Origin of the sequence: Natranaeroarchaeum aerophilus, from assembly GCF_023638055.1 — an archaeon.
GTDB classification, from domain to species: Archaea; Halobacteriota; Halobacteria; order Halobacteriales; family Natronoarchaeaceae; genus Natranaeroarchaeum; species Natranaeroarchaeum aerophilum.
In genome coordinates this window covers 216,527-232,710 of record NZ_JAKRVY010000004.1, presented here as the reverse complement: position 1 = coordinate 232,710, position 16,184 = coordinate 216,527, and the positions used below count along the sequence as shown (strand labels likewise).

Below are 16,184 nucleotides of genomic sequence, written 5' to 3'. Positions count from 1 at the left end.
AACGTAATGTAGGCTTATCGATGTCGTACACCGGGGTACTCTCCTGTCGAGGGCAGTCGGTACGGGAGAGTACGTACCGCAGACCCTATGTCCGTTCTCGCTCAAAAGCAGATAATGGATCGACGAACGGTGCTCAAGAGTGCGGGCGGAATCGTCGCCGCGAGCGCGCTGTCGGGGTGTCTGAACGGTGAAGATTCCCCCGGTGACGCCAGCATCTGGCACGAGCTCACCGATCCCCTTGCAGCCGCGCTGGCGACAGGCGTCGACGCGTACGAAGCCGAGACGGGATCGCAGATCAGTGTTCAGGAGTTCTCTGCTCTGGAGAGCCAGCTTGCGACGGCAGTCGATGGCGGGAACCCCCCCGAACTGTATACATGGACGCACGACCGCGTCGGTAACCACCACGATCGGGGGTTTCTATTCGACGTAACCGAGTATCTCGACCTGGATGTCGACGAAACGTTTACTGAACTCGCTGCACAGGCGGTTCGGACTCCTGATGGCGAGGAGACGATCGGCCTGCCGCGGTCGGCCGAGGTACCGACGCTGCTGTACAATCGCGAGTATCTCGACAGTCCGCCCGAGACGCTCGACGAACTGGTCACCGAGGCCGAGGAGTTTCACGCACCTGACGACGATCAGTACGGCTTCACCTGTCCGGGCCGGGCATACTTCCTCAGTGCGTATCTCCTTGCCTTCGGCGGATTCGTCTCCCGACTCGACGAGGATGACAACCCGGTGCTCGGGATCGAGGACGACGAGTTTCACGAAGGGATGGAGCTGTACCGTGACGAACTGTCCGAGTTCCAGCCGTCCGACCTCGACTACGACACCCAGACGGATGCCTTCGCCCGCGGTGATGCCCTATTCCACGTCAACGGCCCGTGGGCGGTAGACGGTCTGCGTGACGCAACGGTTGACCCCGGTGTGACGTCGGTTCCGGAGATCGACGGTGGCGAACTCTCACCGTATGCGGGCATCTCGTTGTGGTATTTCACGACCGCGATGACCGACGACGAGGGAGACGATCGCCGCGATACCGCCATCGACTTCGCGGAGTGGTACTGCACCAACGACGAGGTCGTAGAACGGATGGCTACGGATCACTCTCGTATACCGGTCGTTGCCGATGTGGATCTCGAAGCGCTGCCGGAGGATGTCGCAGCGTTCCACGAGTCATTCGCGCAAGCGAGCTTGCAGCCGGCTCACCGGGAGATAGACGCTGTATGGGGCCCCCTCGACGACGCGATCGTCGACATCCTTGACGATGGCGACGATATTGCCGATCGCTTCACGGCGGCGGCAGAAGAGATCCGGGAGGGGTGGGAGTGATCCTCGTTCGTCGCTAGATGCTATGTAGCTACATACGGTACAACCGATCGAAACAGATCAGCCCGTGGCGTTTTTTCGGTGTCCGGGACAGTTCGGTCCTCGCGAGTGTGCGACAACTCAGGAACTGTCCGGAACATCTCTCACGAGCGAGACGGGGATGGGTGAGCGTCGGGCGACCGTCTCGGCGACACTCCCGAGGACGATTCGGGAGATTCCAGTACGGCCGTGACTTCCCATAATAATCTGGTCGAACCCGTTTGCTGTACCGTACTCGATGATCGATCGCCCCGCCCGACCGTACTCCGTAGCAGTGTGTATCTCTGTCCCGTGCCCACTCGCCAGACGCTCTGCCGTATCGAGCAGTTCATCGGCGTCCTCTGAGAGTTTCTGCAGTTGCTCTTCGAGATACGTCCCTTCGATTCCCTCGGCGTCGTACTCGCCAATTCCTTCGATCACGTGTAATGCCGTTACTGGGTCACTCTCAAACTGAGTCAGGGTATACTCCAGTGCGTCCGTTGCGGGGTCGGAGCCGTCGAACGGTACCAGAACCGCTCCAGGCCACTCGGCAGACTGCACCTCGCGAGCCGTGAGTGGGACGACCGAGACTGAAACAGGTGAACGCCTGATGACGGCTTCCGTGACCTGGCCCATGAACGGGGTGGAAACCGACGACTCGCCGTGACGCCCCATCACGATGTGATCGATATCGTGATCGATGACGTACTTGATGATCTGTTTGCGAGGGCTTCCGGACCTCGTGTCGCGCTCGATATGGGTGTCGTACTCCGATGCGAGCGTTTCGGCTCGATCGTGGCGTTTCTCCGCGAGCTCAGTAACTTGCGATTCCCAGTCTTCCGTCAGACCCGGTCCCGAAAAGATCTCCCATTCTTTCTCCGCATCGATCACATAGAGGCTGGTCAACTCCGCCGCCGGAAACGATTCCAGTGCGTACGCGACCCCTCCGTACGATTGCTCGGACCCATCGATCGGAACGAGAACGGTGCGTGGCATGAATTGTGCTGTAGCCGATTGTGTTCGATTCGGTACGTATGCATACTGGATCGCACTGGAGTAGTCCCTTATGTCGGAATAGTTGCTGGTCGGGCACTGTTGCTCACCTGAAGACGGGCTTGAACGTATTTACCCCGATCCGTGGTGGAACACTAGTAGGTCATGTACGATCGAATTCTCGTTGCAACCGATGGCAGTGATCCGGCGACCCGTGCCGTCGAACAGGCCGTAGACCTGGCTACTGCGTTCGAATCCGAGTTGTATGGGATCTCGGTCATCGACACGCGGCGATACGGAGATTCGATGTTGGCGGAATCGACGCAGGTACTCGATGATCTCGAAGAGCACGCGGATGGATTGTTGGCCGATCTACACGACCGAACTCCACTCGACGTCACGACCGAACTGCGGCGAGGTCGTCCGCACGCCGAGATAATTGACTACGCCGACGCGGTCGACGCGGAGCTACTCATCCTCGGGAACCAGGGAATCGGTGGCGGTGAAGAGATCGGGAGCACGGCCGAGCGCGTCGTCAGAAACACCGACCACCCGGTGCTTACTGCGTGAGTGCTCTCGTCGTGTCAACCAGCGACAAACGCACTATTTGCTCGCGTTCGATCTAGTCGTTCCTACCGATGTACGAAACGATCCTCGTTCCGACTGACGGGAGCGATCCAGCGAGTCGCGCAGTCGAGCACGCTCTCGAACTCGCCACCCGGTACGATGCGGACGTGCACGCACTGTACTGCGTCGAAACCAACCGATACGGGCAACCCGCGCTGAGCAGCAGTGAACTCGTACTCGACAACCTCGAAGACCGTGGGTCGACAATACTTGCAGGGATCGAAGATCGCGCGGCCGAGATCGGCATCGAGACGAGTCAGACCGTTTGCCGTGGGCGACCCTGGGAGGAGGTCCACAGGGCCGCAGCAGAGATCGATGCGGACGTGATCGTGATCGGGTATCAGGGCCAGGGCCACAGCCGAACAAACCGGATCGGAAGCGTCGCCGAACGGATCCTCCGAACGCCGGACCGGCCAGTGTTGACTGTTTGATCGGCTCGAAGGGTTCTGGTCGCGTCAATCGCCGACCGTCTCGATCTCGGTCATTCGCTGACGGCGTCGCCGGACAAGGCGAGTAGCGCCCCTCTATCGCGAAATCGTTGATTTTCGAACGACCTCGATCCGCTCGTTTTGAACCATCCGTTCAGGGGGCGTTGCCCACTACCGGACGACGGTAACCGGGACAGGGGATCGGAACACCATCGTTTCGGCGACACTCCCCAGGAGTATCTTCTGCCATCCCGACTGCCCGGAATGGCCGACAACGAGGTGATCGAAATCGTGTTCCGCAACGTGTTCGAGAATCATCCGTGACGGCTTTCCACGTCTGGATGCGGTATCGATCGTCCTGTCGTGTTCGTCGGCCCGTCGCTGTGCCGTTTCGAGGACTGCATCCGCATCGTTTTCCGCGCCTTCGGCGGTGTCCTCGGATGCTTTCGCCTCGGCATGGGAAATCGGCAGCTCCAGTGATGGCTCAACGACGTACAGGACCGAGACCGTTGCCGATGGAAGTGCGCTCAGGGCGTACTCGAGCGCCCCGTAGGCCTGTTCTGAACCATCGATAGCGACGAGGATATCGTGAGGGGGATCTACCTCCGGTGTTTCGACGTTTCGCACGACAGTAACGGATGTGGGAGTCCGTCGAGTGACCGTCTTCGCAACGCTACCAACGACCAGGTTCCCGAGGCTTGAACGTCCAACACTCCCCATCACGATATGCTCGATCCCCTGTTCTGCGCTGTAGTTGACGATTTCCCGGGCAGGATCGCCCTGTTCCGTTACCGATTCCGCTACCGTAACATCGTACTGCTGGGCTATCTCTCGTGCGGTCTCGTGGTACTCCTCGGCCTCGCGTTGTGCCTCTGTGAGCCATCCCGCGTCGTATCCGTGGCCCTCGTACCGTTTCATCGTGGGGTTTATTACGTGAATCGCCACGTGGTTTGCGTCGGGGAACATGCTGCAACTATACGACAGTGCAGCAAACGCCTCGTCCGAGCCGTCGATCGGGGTAAGCACGTGTTCTGTCATCTCTCTGAAATCGTTTGGCCCTCCACTGTGTGACTACTCCGCGGCAACTCAAAGAGATACGTGCTGGTCTGTTGATACATAGTGACAGGAGGTGTGTTCAGACCATGTTCCATCGGATGACTCTTCTCGACGATCGAAATCCTCACCCTCTAGAGGGCGGAGCTTTCTCCTTGCAATTCCGTAATTCCGCTACGGATCCACCGATCATCCAGACTACCCTGTATGATTATTGAGGTTCCGCATGAAATCCCAACTATGAACGACAGGATACTGCTGCCGTACGATGGCTCCGACCCAGCGAAGGAAGCCCTCCAGTATACCCTCGAAACGTTTCCGGAATCCGAACTACAGGTACTCTACGTCGTGCCCGAACCCGAAGGCTACTGGATGGCGTTCGAAGACGATGCTGGCGAACCACCGGGGTTCGACAAAGCTCGCCAGCGCGGAAACGAACTCGTCTCAGAAGCGGCCCAGACAGCGTCCGATCACGACATCGATGTCGAAACGGAGGTCGCTCGTGGACAACCCGACGACGTAATTGTCGCCCGGGCGGAACACGAGGATATCGATACGGTGGTGATCGGAAGTCATGGTCGAGAGGGCTTTTCCCGTATACTGCTCGGGAGCGTCGCCGAGACCGTTGTCCATCGATCGTCAGTCCCCGTGGTCGTTGTCCGGTAGCTCCGCGCGGTTGCTCTATCCCTACCGACAGTTCACCTAGTACACACAACTATCCCTTGTGATAGCTGGGGTCTTCCGGTCCACAGTAGCCCTTGATAATCATGGCTCTCGAATCGAGACATATGTTCAATCAGATGCTCGTTCCAACAGACGGTAGCGAGGCCGCCGCGGCAGCGGTCGGACATGCGACGGACCTTGCAGATGCGTTCGGGATAGACGTCCACGCGCTCTACGTCGTCGAGACGGGGGAGGATCCGTCAGGACTCGCGGACGAGGAGTACGCAACGCTTCACGAAGCGTCAGAGCAGCGTGGACGTGAAGCGACGATTCGAATCGCAGAAGACGTCGAGGAAGCAGGACTGGAAGCTGCGCGTGCAGTACGGGAAGGCGTTCCCTATACAACGATCCTCGAGTATGTCGACGAACACGACATCGACATCGTCGTGATGGGGACTCACGGACGAACTGGCGCTGACCGAGTACGGATGGGTAGCACCACTGAACGAGTTCTCATGCGCGCGGACGTTCCGGTCCTGTCGGTACCCCGGAGCGCCGACCCAGCTGTGGACGGTTCGTACGAGCGGATCGTCGTGCCGACCGACGGCAGCGATGCTGCAGAACGCGCCGCAGGGACTGCTCTCGACGTCGCCGAGAGGTACGGCGCTGACGTCCGTGTGGTCTACGTCGTCGACCCCACGGCGTACGACCTCGGTGATGCGCCCCGGAGTATCATCGGCCTGCTCAAAACGGGCGGAAACACAGCCGTCGAGGAGGTGGCAACGATGGCCCGCGAGCGGGGACTCGATGTCGCGACGACGGTTCGCCGTGGCGTGCCCGCCGAGGAACTGCTCTCGTATGCCTCGATGGTCGACGCGGACCTCCTGGCGATGGGCACGCGCGGGCGGTCGGTCGGCTCCGGCCGCCTGCTCGGCAGCACGACGGCACGCGTCGTCCGGCGGTCGTCCATCCCCGTTCTGACCGTCAACTGATCGGTGCCGACGACCCGGTGGGATCCTCGAAGAGGATCCCCGCAGGCTGTCACGCCCCGTTCGCGGTGTACTGTGTCGCGTTCTCGACGTGTTCAGCAAGCGTCGCCAGGAAGCGGGCCGCAGCCGCTCCATCGACGACCCGGTGATCGAAGCTCAGATCGAGAGTGAGCTGTCGGCGAAACTCGACACACTCCGCTGCGGGCCGGGCCCGCTCGACGATGCGGCCGACGCCAAGAATCGCCACTTCGGGCGGATTAATAACCGGAGTAAATGAATCAACGCCGAGCACGCCGAGGTTCGTGACGGTGATCGTGCTGCCCCGGAGGTCGTTCATGTCGTACTCGCCCTGCTGGACGAGCACCGTCAGCCGGCGACGTTCGGCCGCAATCTCGCGTACCGACTTCGCACTCACGTCGGCGATGACCGGTGTCACGAGTCCGGCGTCGATATCCATCGCGACACCGACGTTGTGTTCCTCGTAGAGCCGGTGAGTCCCGTCCTCGAACGTCGCGTTGAATGCCGGGTGTTCCTCGAGCGCGTCCGACAGCGCACGGAGCAGGACGTCGAACAGCGACACGTCCTCACCGAGTGCATCCGCCGCGATCAGGAGCGACTCCGCGTCGACATCTCGGCTCGCAGTGACGTGCACGGCGTTTCGATAACTCTCCTGTAGCCGGGTGGCGATCGTCCGGCGCATCGGGCCGAGGGAGCGTTCCTCGGCGACGGTGCGCGGTGCGGCTCCATCGGATGCATCACTCATCGACGGTCACCCCGGTTCGACCCAGGCGAGCGTGTCGCCGATCGTGAACTCGTCGTCCTCGCCACTGGCGATCTCGACCAGCGTTCCCTCGGTGGGAGCGAGGATGTCGATACTCACTTTCACGACCTGGATCTCACAGAGGGTATCACCCTCGGCGACGGTGGCTCCCTCGCCGGTGAACCAGTTGACGACAACGCCTTCTTCCTCTTCGACGTCATCCGCCCACTCCCCGTCAGCCACGACCGGGACTCGATCGGTGTCTCCCGACATCTATCGGGTCCGTTCGACTGCGTCTTCGATATCCTGAGCGTCGGGAATGACCTCGTTCTCCATGGGGCGCGAGTAGGGGATCGGCACGTCCGGGACTGCGACCCGTTCGACCGATTCGAGGTCGCCGAGTGCCTCATCGGCGACGCTGGCGACCACCTCGCCGGTGACGCCGAACGAGCGGTAGTCCTCGTCGACGACGACGAGATTACCGGTCTTTCCGACCGACTCGACGACCGTCTCCGTATCGAGGGGCACGAGCGTCCGGAGATCGATCACTCGCTGATTCTCCGTGCTATCGAAATATCGGGGTGGATCGATCGTGGCGCGATTGCAGCCCAGTGCGCAATATTCTATATAGCGAAAAAGAGTTTACGTGGTCGCCACGCGACGCACCGATCGGTAGTAGACAGAAAACAGTGACCGTTCGATCTATCGAGGACTCCTCGATACACAGGCCCGCTCGTCGGTCAAAACAGCGAGTAGATACTCGCTTCGTAGGTTTCTCGCACCCGATCACCCCAGTTGTGCGTGTACGTGTCGATCACGTCCTCTGCGACGTCCCCACGGAGATACTTCACGATCCCCCGATCACCGGTTTCGCTCCGAAGATGCGTCGTGAAGAAGTGTCGAAAGTAGTGGGGTGTAACGTTCTCTGCGGCACCGCCACCAGACCGATACCAGCCCCGCACTTCGGCGTGCTCGGTGACGATCGTGTGTGCCATATCCGTCGACAGGCGATGCCCCCACGAGTCCCCCGTACTCACGAACAGCGGGTCGGCGTCCGAGACCGGGTCCGGCCGAATCGCTAACCATTCGACGAGCACGGACTCCAGTTCCTCGTCCACCGGGACGACTGTCTGGCGCTTCCGTTTGTTCGAGGCTGTTCGCTCCTCTCCATTGAGCCGCTCACCACGGGATGGCTCCGGGGAGACGTATATGGTGTTCATCTGCCCAGAGAGCTGTGGTCTGGCGTCCATTTCAGCGGCGAGATCATCGGTCGCAATGTTCACGTCCCGGACGTCGAGATTGCAGAGCTCGCCAACACGGAGCCCGGTCTTCAGCAGCGTTACGATGATTGCTCGATCCAGTGGATGGGTGATCCCCTGGACGAACCCCTGCATCTCTTCGAGCGAGATCTCCCGACGGGCAGGATCGGTGTCGATCGACTCCTCGATCTGGTCGACAACGAGGGTCATCGGGTTGGCGTCGAGGACACCGACCTGTGTCATATACCCGTAAAAGCGGTGGAGATACGAGGCGTACGTCGCAACTGTGCTCCCTGCATGGTCGGTCCGAAGCGAGTGGACCCACTCCATACAGTCCCTGTGCGTCGCTTCGTCGACGCTGACGCCGTTCTGTGCCCGTGCTGTCCCCTCGGCCAGAAACGCCTCGAACTGCCTGAGAACCCGCTCGTAGGCCGTCTGTGTCCGTTCTGTCTTGCCGTGGTAGCCGACGTCCTGAACGAAGTAGGCAACCGGATCGTCGACGCTCTCGTCAGTAGTGGTCGTGCGGCTCATCTATCCTCCGAGAGCGTGTAGCCGCCGTGACGACCGCTGTAACGAACTTTGCTTTCGTCCTGTAACTCGGCCATCGTGTCGTCGAGCCGCTCCTCGATGTCGTCGGTGAGCGCTTCGACGAGGTCCTCCCAGGAAAGCGTCCCCTCGCGTTGGAGTAATGCGATTACTCTCTCACCGAGTTCTGCACCGTTTGTCGCCTGCTGGGCAGTGGTATCGGTCCTGTCGGTCGTCCCGGAATCTCCCTTCGGTGCGTTCTCGATCTCCTCTGGGCTCGCACCGAACCCCCGGCGACCGGCCTGCACCATCGTCCGGACGAACTCGCTCTGGCTCATACCGAGATCGTCAGCGTGTTCTTTCCACTGCGTTTTTTGATACGCCGGAACGTAGGTTTTGACAGAGGCTCGGGAGGTGTCGACCGCGTCCTCGGTGCTCATGGGCGGGTCAATGGATCCCTCCTGCATTAATGTTCCCATACTTGCGGATAAACATACTTATCTGTAAATATAGGCCTGCATTATTGCTAACTTTCGCCGTATATGCTCAGTTGATGCCAGTGTATTTGCCAATATGGAGCCACAATATTATAGAACAATCCATAAAATCCTAAATTCACAGATCATGGTTATCACAGAATAACCGCACTTGACCTGGGGCATAGTGGCCATAGCCAGCAGAGGGATTTTATGTTGGAAATAGTACTCATCTCAGCATGAAGTGATAACTATCTATTATTTAGCTTGATATAGGCGCTAAGCCCCCGCCCTCAGCGAGTGCGTTAGCGCGAGCAGGGCGGGGTAGTTCACTGCACTTCATCTCTCCATGCTCGAACTGAGTTCTCGGCAAGTGGCTCTAACCGTCGGGAGGGCTCTTTACGAACTCGTCCATTGGGCTCAAAGCAATTGACAAACTGGGCGAGGAAAGACTGAGTGTTCCGGAGTACCTGTGGCAGTTACACAAATCGGTCGTCATTGGGGCGATAGCTGCTCCGGACGGATCAGCACCCGATGTCACACGGGGTCCGATGTGACACCCTCGCCGCGCCAAGAGGAGCGAAAATCGTCACATCAGGAGATATTACGGTCATAGCATCATGGAAGCAGCGGTCTTCTATCCGGGTATATCGCAGTTCGTGCACACTGCCTTAGGACAGTCGTAAGAGTATGATACCTCCGCTCACCCGTCGTGGACAGACTTGCGCTTGTCGGGCGTACCATCGGACATAATACGCCCGCTTTATGCTGTTGACGATACATCTCATGTCTCGGTCCCCTCTGTGTTCTGATGACGACGGAACAGCGTCTCACGTGCCGTGAGGGACGTCTGGCCCCCTGAAGTCGATGGGTACGCTTATTCGCCCATACTGAAGTCCTGTTGTCGTTTTGTACACGAGGCGAGATCGATCTGTACGTACTGGGTGGTTAGCTCCTGGTCACCGACAGGAGTCGTGTCCTCGCGACAGTCTGGCTCCACGACTGAATCCAGCCGATCATTGAACGGGCCAGCGGACCCGGCTCGTGGCTGCCCTCCCGTGATTCGCTCAGCACTCACCACGAGCTGGTTCCGTGAGAGTAGTGCTCTTCGTCAGGGGATTGGCGAAGTAGCAGACCATTTCTATCACGGAGTACAGTCTGATTTCGAACGTGTATATTGTATGTTGATATATGAATACTGAGTGTCGCTCTGAAAGCGTACCGCCGAGACCGGTACGAAGGGGAAACCTGTTCTAGTCGTCGGACGGCTGTTGTGAACTCGTTCGTCCGTTCTGCTCGCCGAACCCTGCGCTAAGTACCCGGATCAGTGCGTCTTCGATACTTTCGTCGACTTCGACGAACTCCTCGTCGTCGAGTTCGATAACGAACCCACTGGTAACGTTCGGTGACGTGGGAACGAAGAGGAGATGTTTTCCGTCCGTCGTTTGCTTCCCGGTTTTGAACGCGGTCATTCGTAGATTGCCCCAGAGGTTCACTTTCACGGGCTGGTTGAGATCTGTCGAATCGGAAACAGCGGTTTCGACTGCCATCTGCGAGGCATTGTAGACGATCCGAAAGCCCGGGACTCGGTTCATCACCCAGTCCAGCACGTCCGAGACGAGTTCGCCGATCGCCGTCCGCATGAAGTAACCGACACTGAAAACGACAACAGCGACGAGTAGAATGCTGAGTCCGACACCAACTGGCGATGGATCGATGTTGTTGAACAGCGGGAGGCCAGCGATAATGAGATAGAGCCACCGCAACGCGTACAGCGACACCAGAATGGGCACGAGCACCACGAATCCGCTTCCGAGGTCCCGTTTTACCCAGTCCATACGTATCCGTGGCTACACACCCTCATATGCGTTCCCGTTACGATAGTCGACCTGCGATATCCGCTTCAGTGAGGATTCCGACCGTCTCGCCGCTGTCAGTGACCATAACCGCCTTGTAGTGTTCGAGCAGGCTGGTTACTTCGTCGAGGGTCGTATCCTCCGAGACCGTCGGAAAGCTTTCGCTCATGAACTCCCGAACCGGTTCGCCTCGGTCTCCCTCTTCGGCGTGAACCAGATCCCCCTGGCTGATACTTCCCACGGGAATACCGTCCTGTAGAACTGGAAGCTGAGAGTATGCTTCCTCTTCCATCTTCCTGACAGCGTCGCTCAGTTCGTCGTCGGGGGCGACGTTGATCACGTCGCTGTGCATTAGATCCTCGGCCCGGACGATTCCCGTTTCGGCCTCGGCGAGCGCGCTGACGATCCGTCGAAGCGTCGAGAGTCGCGGATCGACGTCACCCCCCTCGATTCGGGCGATCAATGGCTGAGAGACGTCGGCCCGATCTGCGAGTTCGCTCTGGGTCAACTCCAGTTCGTTTCGCCGTTCGCGCAGATCCGCAGGCGTCGGAAGGTCCATACCCGTAATTACTTCGGGTTATAGAATAATGTTTGGGTCAGGGTTCGGACTCGTCTTCTAACTCGCCCTCGTCCTCGTATTCGATCGTCTCGACGACGGACAGTGGGACGTCACGGAGGGTGCCGCCGACCTCGCTCTTTGCGATCCGCTGGGCGTGTTCCTCGCTGTCGGCGTTGAACACCTCCATCTCCAGTACCAGACCGACCAGGGCGGTATCGGCCGCAATAAACGCCGAGTCGAACGGCTCGCCGCAGGCCGGACAGCCCGTCGCACCGACGTCGACCTCGACGTAGTCCATATCCTGTTGGTTCAGACGCTTTCCGGCTTCGCTAACCGCGACGCCGATTGCGTCATCGATCGAGTTAACGTCACGAACCAACCATGCGGCCTCCATCACAACGAGATAGTTGCTCATACCTGCACGTTCCCGCTGGAGGTTATCCATCTTTGCGGTTCGTCCTCGCAGCGGAGGGGACGTGATCCCGGCTTCGTCGATGCGCACGAGATTCATATAATCCGCATAAGTTATGAGGAGCCACGGGATTAGCAAATCCGCACCTACTGGAAGACAGTCAGTTATCCTACTTGATTTTCGCCCCGCTAAACTGCGGTTGAATCGCACGACGTGGAAGGGCCGTTTCGTTCATGATTCGACATTACATAAGATATCTTCAGTTATTCTTTTATATTGCCCTCGCAGAGTCAGCCGCGAAGACAGATGATCGAACGGGTCTCAAAAGCCGCACTGTTTGCCCTGTACCAGTTTACCATCGTGCTCGGTATCGTCCTGATGCCGATCGCGGTAACGCTCCAGCGCACCGTGGGTCGTGCGCCCCCGCTACACCGCATTATCGAGCGCGTCGAGCGGACCTACGAGGCAACTGCATAGAACCGGACTCATTGTATCGGACGATTTCGATTTCCTGAGCGACGGCCACACGCACGGTCTACCCCATTCACCGCAAACTCGGTTATTTATATGTGGCCGGGTTCTACAGACAGCCAATGCGAACTCCCATGGATAACTCCCAGTTCTCGCGTAATCAGGACCGCCTCGACAACGCCAGTTCGGACCCACTCGGCCCGTCAATCGGCTCGCTTCCGGACCCACAGATCTCCGAGTCCGAACTCGAAAACGTCAACAAGACCGGGACGACGACCGTCGGTCTGACGACCGACGAAGGCGTCGTCGTCGCGACCGACATGCGTGCGAGCCTCGGTGGCCGGTTCGTTTCCAGCAAGGACGTCCAGAAGGTCGAACAGATCCACCCGAACGCCGTCCTGACGCTCGTCGGCTCCGTCGGTGGCGCACAGTCTTTCATCAAGTACCTTCGCGTCGAAGCCAGCCTCTACGAGACCCGTCGTGGCGAGAAGATGAGCATGAAGGCGCTCTCGACGCTCGCAGGCAACTTCGCGCGAGGCGGTCCCTTCTTCGCCATCCGACCGATCCTCGCGGGTGTCGACGAGGACGGCTCCCACGTCTACAGCCTCGACCCCGCGGGCGGCGTCATCCGCGACGACTACACCGTCACTGGAAGCGGGATGCAGGTCGCCTACGGTACCCTCGAACAGCACTACGAGGAAGGCATGAGCAACGAGGAAGCCAAGGAGGTCGCCGCTCGCGCGATCCAGAGTGCCACCGAGCGCGACACCGGCAGCGGTAACGGCGTCTTCATCGCCGAAGTGACCGAGGAAGACGTCGAGATTCAGGGCCACAAGGACTTCGACGAACTGCTATAGTTCTGTCTCGCCCGTACGACACTTTTTGTAGGACACCGCCGAACCCGAGAGCATGGCGACAATCAAGGACAGCGTCCACGACCACATCGAGGTCGAGGGCGTTGCGGCGGCGCTACTCGACACCCCCGCAGTCCAGCGGCTCCGCCGGATCAGGCAACTGGGGACCGTCTCGTACGTCTATCCCTCCGCGAACCACACTCGCTTCGAGCACAGCCTCGGCGTCTACCACCTCGCCTGTCAGGCACTCGACGGGCTCGGCATCCACGGACCGCAGGCAGAGCGCGTCCGGGCCGCAGCGTTGCTACACGACGTCGGCCACAGCCCCTTTAGCCACAACATCGAGGCGGTGATTTATCGACATACTGGGCAGTATCACGACGACGTCGCCGATCTGCTCGCAGAAAACCCGGTCGGTGACGTGCTACGAGAGCACGACCTCGACCCGGAGGCCGTCGCCGACCTGATCGCGGGCGACGGCCAGTACGGGCAACTGGTATCGGGCGAACTCGACGTCGACCGGATGGATTACCTCGTCCGAGATGCCCACCACACCGGCGTCCCGTACGGAACGATCGATCACGGGCGACTCGTTCGCGAGCTGACGTTCGAGGACGGACAGCTCGTGTTACAGGAGGGCAACGTTCAGGCAGCCGAAAGTCTGCTCATCGCGCGCGCGCTAATGAACCCCACTGTCTACAGCCACCACGTCGCCCGGATCAGCAAATCGTTGCTTCGCCGCGGCACCGAGCGGCTGATCGACGAGGAGTCGATCCCCGCAGCGACGGTTCGGCGGATGGACGACAGCGACCTGCTCGTCGCCTTGCGGAGCCACGACAGCACGGAGGGGTATGCGGACGCGCTCGACGAACGAGATCTGTTCAAGCGGGCCGTCTGGGCGGAACTTCGGGACGTCCCCGACGAGATCATCGACGCCGACCACGAGACGATCCGGGATCTGGAGGACGAGATCGCTGTGCGGGCCGACGTACGGCCAGCCCACGTCATCCTCGATGTTCGAGGTCGTCCCACGATGACCGAATCGACGACCCGTGTCGTCGTCGGGAACGAGGTCAGACGGCTCGACGAGCAGTCGCCGCTTGTCGAGGCGTTGCGTGCAGCACAGCAGTCGCAGTGGCGACTGGGCGTGTACGCTCCGGACGAGGAGACGGAGCAGGTGGGTCACGCCGCGGCGTCCGTGCTCGGACTCGATATCGAGGGCGCGCTCGTCTCGGAGGTTCGGGGGACACATTATGCGACGCTCGACGAGTTCGAACACAGGACCAACTGAGTGTCGATCCCGTAACTTGCACCACTGCCGAACGACAGGCAAATGAGTGGCTGCTGAATAGATCGATCCATGCATCTGGAGGGGACCATACTGCGCGGTTCGTCCTTCGAGCCGATCGAAGGCCGCGTAGTGATCGACGATGGAGAGATCGTCGCTATCGAGGAGACCGAGACGACGAGCGACGATATCGTGCTCCCGGCGTTCGTCAACGCGCACACGCACCTGGGCGATTCGATCGCAAAGGAGGCCGGTGGTGATCTCTCGCTCGAAGAGCTCGTCGCGCCGCCCGACGGGTTGAAACACCGCCTGCTCAGAGCGGCGTCACGCGAGGACCTCGTCGACGGAATGCGTCGGTCCCTGCAGTTCATGCAATCGACCGGAACAGGAACAACCATCGAATTCCGGGAAGGCGGCATCTCGGGCGTCGAAATGCTCCGCGAGGCGGCCGGAGGTGTCGACCTCGACCCGGTGATCCTCGGACGGGAAACCATCGACGCGATGGCGATCGCCGATGGCTTTGGTGCGAGCGGAGCCAATGACGCCAACTTCGATGAGGAGCGAAGGGCAACCGCTGAAGCGGGCAAGCTTTTCGGTATCCACGCCGGCGAGGTCGATGAGAGCGATATCAACCCCGCTCTGGATCTCGATCCCGATTTCGTCGTCCACATGGTCCACCCGGAACCGGTCCACCTCGAACGGCTCGACGACAGCGAGGTACCGATCGTCGTCTGTCCCCGATCGAACGTCGTTACTGATGTGGGTCGACCGCCAGTCAAGGAACTCGCGGCGCGAACGACGCTCGCGCTCGGGACGGATAATGTAATGACGAACAGTCCATCGATGTTCCGCGAGATGGCCTTTACTGCGAAGGTGTTCGATCTCTCTGCCAGGGAAGTGCTTCGCATGGCAACGGTGAACGGTGCGGAGATGGCAGGGCTCGATCGGGGGGTCGTCGAGGAGGGTCGTCCCGCGAAACTGCTGGTCCTGGACGGGGACTCCGACAATCTCGCGGGGGCGCAGGATGTCGTGCGCGCGGTGGTGCGACGCGCCGGGCAGGGCGATGTGAAGCGACTCGTTCTCTGACGGTGGTTCAGTCGTTCGCGGGTAACAGTTATACGACGTGGGTCGGTACCATCCCACAGGATGTACGATCGGATACTGGTCCCGACCGACGGTTCGACCGGCGTCGGCCGGGCCGTCGAGCACGCCATCGAACTCGCGAGGATCCACGACGCGACGGTGCACGCCATCTACGTCGTGAACTCCGCGACGTTCGCCGGACTCCCCATGGAGGCGTCCTGGGACGGGATCAGTGACGTGCTGCGCGAGGAAGGCGAGGAAGCACTAGAACAGATCGAAGCACTGGCCGCCGACTCGGGGGTCCCGGTCAAGACGCGACTGATCGATGGCTCGCCGCGGCGTGCAATCGTCGAGTACGCCGAGGGCCACGACTGTGATCTGATCGTGATGGGTACACACGGTAGAGGGGGGATCGACAGGCTGTTGATGGGGAGTGTGACGGAGGGCGTAATCAGGACGTCCGACCGACCAATACTGACGGTGCGGCGGGCACCGCCCGCTGACACCGACGCCGAACCGGACCGCGACATCTGACTGGCGT

At 60.1% G+C, this 16,184-nt stretch carries 19 protein-coding genes and 1 pseudogene; 10 read left to right on the top strand and 10 right to left on the bottom strand.

Going from position 1 to position 16,184, the window contains the following annotated elements:
* The first annotated feature begins 114 nt into the window (after positions 1-114).
* A complete protein-coding gene (locus AArcSt11_RS09745) occupies positions 115-1,332 on the top strand; it encodes a substrate-binding domain-containing protein (RefSeq protein ID WP_250596663.1) in 1,218 nt (405 codons plus the stop codon).
* A gap of 117 nt (positions 1,333-1,449) precedes the next feature.
* Here the strand turns inward: AArcSt11_RS09745 and AArcSt11_RS09740 are convergent, their stop codons facing one another.
* Complete coding sequence (locus tag AArcSt11_RS09740; protein ID WP_250596662.1) at positions 1,450-2,343, bottom strand: universal stress protein; 894 nt, start codon at positions 2,341-2,343, stop codon at positions 1,450-1,452.
* Between the two features lie 162 nt (positions 2,344-2,505).
* Here AArcSt11_RS09740 and AArcSt11_RS09735 point away from each other — a divergent pair, with 162 nt between their 5' ends.
* Both AArcSt11_RS09735 and AArcSt11_RS09730 read left to right on the top strand, forming a co-directional pair.
* Positions 2,506-2,910 carry a universal stress protein gene (locus AArcSt11_RS09735; RefSeq protein WP_250596661.1) on the top strand — a complete coding sequence of 135 codons (405 nt, stop codon included), beginning with the start codon at positions 2,506-2,508 and terminating at the stop codon, positions 2,908-2,910.
* A gap of 68 nt (positions 2,911-2,978) precedes the next feature.
* A complete protein-coding gene (locus AArcSt11_RS09730; protein WP_250596660.1) occupies positions 2,979-3,398 on the top strand; it encodes a universal stress protein in 420 nt (139 codons plus the stop codon).
* Between the two features lie 168 nt (positions 3,399-3,566).
* On the opposite strand, the gene AArcSt11_RS09725 is transcribed toward AArcSt11_RS09730, so the two are convergent.
* Entirely contained in the window at positions 3,567-4,433 is an 867-nt protein-coding gene (locus tag AArcSt11_RS09725; protein WP_250596658.1) for a universal stress protein, read from the bottom strand.
* A 255-nt stretch (positions 4,434-4,688) separates the two neighbouring features.
* Here AArcSt11_RS09725 and AArcSt11_RS09720 point away from each other — a divergent pair, with 255 nt between their 5' ends.
* Positions 4,689-5,114 carry a universal stress protein gene (locus AArcSt11_RS09720; protein WP_250596656.1) on the top strand — a complete coding sequence of 142 codons (426 nt, stop codon included), beginning with the start codon at positions 4,689-4,691 and terminating at the stop codon, positions 5,112-5,114.
* A gap of 122 nt (positions 5,115-5,236) precedes the next feature.
* The gene (locus tag AArcSt11_RS09715; RefSeq protein WP_250596654.1) at positions 5,237-6,103 is read left to right on the top strand and encodes a universal stress protein; all 867 of its coding nucleotides are present in this window, start codon (positions 5,237-5,239) and stop codon (positions 6,101-6,103) included.
* Between the two features lie 49 nt (positions 6,104-6,152).
* On the opposite strand, the gene AArcSt11_RS09710 is transcribed toward AArcSt11_RS09715, so the two are convergent.
* The 8 genes and pseudogenes from AArcSt11_RS09710 to AArcSt11_RS09675 form a co-directional block, all read right to left on the bottom strand.
* Positions 6,153-6,863 (bottom strand): 2-oxo acid dehydrogenase subunit E2, encoded by a 711-nt coding sequence (locus AArcSt11_RS09710; RefSeq protein ID WP_250596653.1) that lies wholly within the window; start codon positions 6,861-6,863, stop codon positions 6,153-6,155.
* 6 nt (positions 6,864-6,869) lie between these two features.
* Positions 6,870-7,133, bottom strand: a complete 264-nt coding sequence (locus AArcSt11_RS09705; RefSeq protein ID WP_250596652.1) for a lipoyl domain-containing protein — start codon at positions 7,131-7,133, stop codon at positions 6,870-6,872.
* Positions 7,134-7,409 (bottom strand): annotated as a pseudogene (locus AArcSt11_RS09700) (transketolase C-terminal domain-containing protein); the annotation flags it as partial.
* A 191-nt stretch (positions 7,410-7,600) separates the two neighbouring features.
* On the bottom strand, positions 7,601-8,650 hold the full coding sequence (locus tag AArcSt11_RS09695) for a tyrosine-type recombinase/integrase (protein ID WP_250596650.1): 1,050 nt from the start codon (positions 8,648-8,650) through the stop codon (positions 7,601-7,603).
* Positions 8,647-9,084, bottom strand: coding sequence for a DUF5805 domain-containing protein (locus AArcSt11_RS09690; RefSeq protein WP_250596649.1), 438 nt, complete (start codon positions 9,082-9,084; stop codon positions 8,647-8,649). The genes AArcSt11_RS09695 and AArcSt11_RS09690 overlap by 4 nt, the downstream gene beginning before the upstream one ends.
* A gap of 1,289 nt (positions 9,085-10,373) precedes the next feature.
* Positions 10,374-10,958 carry a DUF502 domain-containing protein gene (locus AArcSt11_RS09685; protein WP_250596647.1) on the bottom strand — a complete coding sequence of 195 codons (585 nt, stop codon included), beginning with the start codon at positions 10,956-10,958 and terminating at the stop codon, positions 10,374-10,376.
* A gap of 37 nt (positions 10,959-10,995) precedes the next feature.
* A complete protein-coding gene (locus tag AArcSt11_RS09680) occupies positions 10,996-11,535 on the bottom strand; it encodes a CBS domain-containing protein (protein ID WP_250596645.1) in 540 nt (179 codons plus the stop codon).
* 37 nt (positions 11,536-11,572) lie between these two features.
* Complete coding sequence (locus AArcSt11_RS09675) at positions 11,573-11,950, bottom strand: DUF555 domain-containing protein (protein WP_250596643.1); 378 nt, start codon at positions 11,948-11,950, stop codon at positions 11,573-11,575.
* A 303-nt stretch (positions 11,951-12,253) separates the two neighbouring features.
* Here AArcSt11_RS09675 and AArcSt11_RS09670 point away from each other — a divergent pair, with 303 nt between their 5' ends.
* The 5 genes from AArcSt11_RS09670 to AArcSt11_RS09650 all read left to right on the top strand — a co-directional run bounded on the left by AArcSt11_RS09670 (position 12,254) and on the right by AArcSt11_RS09650 (position 16,177).
* Complete coding sequence (locus AArcSt11_RS09670) at positions 12,254-12,424, top strand: hypothetical protein (protein ID WP_250596641.1); 171 nt, start codon at positions 12,254-12,256, stop codon at positions 12,422-12,424.
* A gap of 116 nt (positions 12,425-12,540) precedes the next feature.
* Positions 12,541-13,275: an archaeal proteasome endopeptidase complex subunit beta gene (gene psmB, locus AArcSt11_RS09665; RefSeq protein ID WP_250596639.1), complete on the top strand. Its 735-nt coding sequence runs from the start codon at positions 12,541-12,543 to the stop codon at positions 13,273-13,275.
* 52 nt (positions 13,276-13,327) lie between these two features.
* A complete protein-coding gene (locus tag AArcSt11_RS09660) occupies positions 13,328-14,563 on the top strand; it encodes an HD domain-containing protein (RefSeq protein WP_250596638.1) in 1,236 nt (411 codons plus the stop codon).
* A gap of 69 nt (positions 14,564-14,632) precedes the next feature.
* The gene (locus AArcSt11_RS09655) at positions 14,633-15,646 is read left to right on the top strand and encodes an amidohydrolase family protein (RefSeq protein WP_250596637.1); all 1,014 of its coding nucleotides are present in this window, start codon (positions 14,633-14,635) and stop codon (positions 15,644-15,646) included.
* A 60-nt stretch (positions 15,647-15,706) separates the two neighbouring features.
* Positions 15,707-16,177 carry a universal stress protein gene (locus AArcSt11_RS09650; protein WP_250596636.1) on the top strand — a complete coding sequence of 157 codons (471 nt, stop codon included), beginning with the start codon at positions 15,707-15,709 and terminating at the stop codon, positions 16,175-16,177.
* Positions 16,178-16,184: the final 7 nt, after the last annotated feature.